Below are 3659 nucleotides of genomic sequence, written 5' to 3'. Positions count from 1 at the left end.
CTGCGACTACAACAGCCGCAGACCCCACTCAGCCCTCGGCGGACACCCACCCATCAGCAGACTGACCAAGGACAACCTCCTTGGAAACGACATCTAGCTGATGAACGTCCTTGTCGATCCTGACATTTTGTGGACCCGCGTCGCTCCCGCGCTGAAGCTCTTCCGGCACGATGAGAGACAGGTTCTGACGTGCGATGAGATCGTCGAGGCGGGCTGGCCGATAATCCCACACGTCCACACCCACGTCGCAGGAAAAGCGCGTGTCGGGCAGTGATCCATGCGTATGGCCGTAGAGATGCCGCGTACCGCGCCAGAGGCCCGGCCAGGCTCTATGAGCGTAATGGGCGAGGAACAAGCGCCATTCCGTCCCGGCGGCGTCGCGTCGAGTGATCCGAGTACTCTCCGACGGCGGCTTGATCCAGGGCAGATCGAGAACGCGATTGGTATCGTGATTGCCTCGAATGAGCCGCTTGCGACCATTCAAGGCTGCAAAAATCTCGGCACAGCGAGCCCGGCTCGCTCCGGCAGCGAAATCACCGAGATGCCAGACCTCGTCGTCGATGGTGACGACCTCGTTCCAACGCCTGATCAGATCTGCATCGTGCTCTTCGATCGATACGAATGCATCCCCGCGCTGACGGAGGATATGTGCGTCGCCGAAATGCGTATCAGCGGTGAAGAAGGTCGCCATGCGGATCAGACGTTTTCGGGAGCCGTAAACCGAAGTCCCGACACGCAAACTCGTCCATGCCGATTTGGATCAGCAGTACTCCGAAAAAATCACGACCACGATGATTGGTGCGGACGCTCCACGTCCAAAAAGCGTCTCCGCCCAGAGCTCAGATTTGCTCAAAAATCAGATAGTTAGCTCGAATAAATGGCGGAGGGAGCGGGATTCGAACCCGCGATACGGTTTCCCGTATACACACTTTCCAGGCGTGCGCCTTCAACCACTCGGCCACCCCTCCAGCCCCCACATCGCTGGCCGAACGAGCGGCAGCTGCGATGCGTGGGTGGCGTGCTGTACAAGCCGTGTCCCCACCGTGCAAGGGACCATGGCACCGAACCGGTCCGGAAACGTCCGATTTCCGGGTTCCTCACGCCTGGCCGTGCCTCGAAGGCAACGCGTTAACTCTTTGCTAACCCTGAGCTCGGCAAATCTTGCCGGGTCCGAATGGGACGCGAGGGTTCGAATTATGAGCGAGACGGGCGCCGCCGCGCCGGCTCCGGGAATGAGCGTCGGTCAGTTCGCGAGCTTCGCGATCCCCAACCGCGCCAACCTCAACGCGTTGTCGAAACGCACCGACCTGTTCTTCGCGACCGCAGTCATGGGCATCCTTACGGTGCTCATTTTCCCGCTTCCGGCATTTCTTCTCGACCTTCTGCTCGCCGTCTCGATCATCATCTCCGTGCTGATCATGATGACGGGCTTGTTCATCGACAATCCGCTCGAATTCACGGTCTTCCCGACCCTGCTCCTCGTCGCGACCCTACTGCGGCTGGCCCTGAACCTCGCCTCGACACGCCTCATCCTCGGCCACGGTCACGAGGGGACGGCGGCGGCCGGCCACGTCATCGAAGCCTTCGGCAACTTCGTGATGGGCGGCAACTTCGTCATCGGGATCATCGTCTTCGCGATCCTGATCATCGTGAATTTCGTCGTCATCACCAAGGGTTCGGGCCGTATCGCCGAGGTGGCCGCCCGCTTCACCCTCGACGCCATGCCGGGCAAGCAGATGGCCATCGACGCCGATCTGTCGGCTGGCCTAATCGACGAGAAGGTCGCCAAGACCCGCCGCGCGGCTCTGGAAGAGGAATCCTCGTTTTTCGGCGCCATGGACGGTGCCTCGAAGTTCGTGCGCGGAGATGCCATCGCCGCGCTGCTGATCACCTTCATCAACGTCATCGGCGGTATCATCATCGGCGTCGCTCAGCAGGGCATGCCGTTCATGGGAGCGGCCAAGACCTATACCCTGCTCACCATCGGCGACGGCCTCGCCTCACAGGTGCCGGCGCTCATCGTCTCGACGGCGGCCGGCATCCTCGTCTCGAAGGCCGGCGTGAAAGGCTCGGCCGACAAGGCGCTCGGCAAGCAGCTCGCGAACTATCCGAAGGCGCTCGGCATGTCGTCGGGCGTGATGGTGCTGATCTCGCTCCTCCCCGGCATGCCGATGCTTCCGTTCCTCGCGCTTGCCGGAGCCTCCGGCTACGCCGCATGGCATTTCGCCAAACTGGCGCGCGAGGCTCCCCCGCTGGATGCGGACGGCGCACCGATGGACGCCACTGCGGTGGCCGCGGCCCAGGCCGCCAAGGAGGAGACGGTCACAGACCTCCTCAAGCTTGACGATCTCAAGCTGGAGATGGGTTACGCGCTCCTCGCTCTCGTCAACGGTCAGGAGGGCCAGGACCGATTGACGGACCAGATCAAGGCCCTGCGCCGCCAACTCGCGGCGGAACTCGGCTTCGTGATGCCCTCGGTGCGCATCCTCGACAATGTTCAGCTCGATTCCAACGCCTACGTCGTCCGGGTGAAGGAGATCGAGGCTGGTACCGGGCAGATCTTCCCCGGTCAGTTCATGGCGATGGACCCGATGGGCGGTCAGGTGCAGTTGCCGGGCCAGCACATGCTGGAGCCGACTTTCGGCCTGCCGGCGACCTGGATCGACGCGTCGCTGCGTGATCAGGCTCAGCTCAAGGGCTACACCGTGGTGGATGCGGCCACGGTAGTCTCGACCCACCTCACCGAGATCATTAAGGCGCATGTCTCGGAACTGCTGAACCATGTTGAGGTACAGAAGCTCCTGAAAGAACTCTCCAAGGACCACGCCGACCTCCTCAAAGAGGTCGTACCGTCACAGATCGCCACCACCGGCATCCAGCGCGTGCTGCAATATCTCCTCGCCGAGCGAGTCTCGATCCGCGATCTCGGCTCCATCGTCGAGGGCATCGCCGAAGTGGCGGGCCACGTGAAGAACCCGCGCGACATCGTCGAGCACGTCCGCGCCCGCCTCGGCCGCCAGATCTGCGCCCAGTACCAGGGTCACGACGGCATGCTGCCGATCATCACTCTGTCGCCCGCCTGGGAGCAGGCCTTCCTCGATTCCATCGCAGGAGAGCGCGAGGAGCGCTACCTCGCCATGCAGCCCTCCAAACTCTCGGAATTCGTCAACACGGTGCGAGACCGCTTCGAACAGGCTGCACGCATGGGCGAAATGCCGGTTCTCGTCACATCGGTCCAGGCGCGCCCCTTCGTCCGTTCGATCATCGAGCGTTTTCGCCGCGAGACACCGGTGATGAGCCAGGCGGAGATCCATCCGAGAGCAAGGCTAAGGACCGTAGGATCGGTGTAGCGGAGGACGTCCGACCTCGATGGACACGTGGGACCGTCGCCGATCTTCGGAAAAGGTGCGATCCGCATCACCACAGGTGCGAGATCATAGATGGAAGCGCGTCGTAAGAGCCGGCGACGAGACGGGCCGGCTTCCGCGAATGACTGGCTTAGAGCGCCTAACAGAACCGTTTGATCTGGTTGGGGGTGATGAGGCTGGCTGCAAGGCTGGTGAAGGCCTCGTAGATGTCTGCACGTCGCTCGTATCGGACGGGCAGGCGGCGGAAGCGATTGAACCACGCGTGGGTACGCTCGACGACCCAACGATGCC

Annotated in this window: 2 protein-coding genes, 1 tRNA gene and 1 pseudogene; 1 reads left to right on the top strand and 3 read right to left on the bottom strand. The window is 62.4% G+C overall.

Features of this window, described 5'->3' with window-relative positions; genetic code table 11:
• Positions 1 to 154: 154 nt before the first annotated feature.
• Positions 155 to 691: pseudogene (locus ACFQ4G_RS21760) on the bottom strand (metallophosphoesterase); the annotation flags it as partial.
• A 187-nt stretch (positions 692 to 878) separates the two neighbouring features.
• A tRNA-Ser gene (locus ACFQ4G_RS21755) sits at positions 879 to 968 on the bottom strand.
• A gap of 228 nt (positions 969 to 1196) precedes the next feature.
• Between ACFQ4G_RS21755 and flhA the strand changes: the two genes are divergently transcribed.
• Positions 1197 to 3350, top strand: coding sequence for a flagellar biosynthesis protein FlhA (gene flhA, locus ACFQ4G_RS21750; protein ID WP_238209260.1), 2154 nt, complete (start codon positions 1197 to 1199; stop codon positions 3348 to 3350).
• 157 nt (positions 3351 to 3507) lie between these two features.
• On the opposite strand, the gene ACFQ4G_RS21745 is transcribed toward flhA, so the two are convergent.
• On the bottom strand, positions 3508 to 3659 hold a 152-nt coding region (locus tag ACFQ4G_RS21745; protein ID WP_379041096.1), incomplete at its 5' end, for a transposase.

This window comes from Methylobacterium marchantiae (genome assembly GCF_042679825.1).
GTDB lineage: Bacteria > Pseudomonadota > Alphaproteobacteria > Rhizobiales > Beijerinckiaceae > Methylobacterium > Methylobacterium marchantiae.
Note: the sequence above shows the minus strand (reverse complement) of the source record. Positions and strands in the feature narration are given on the sequence as shown.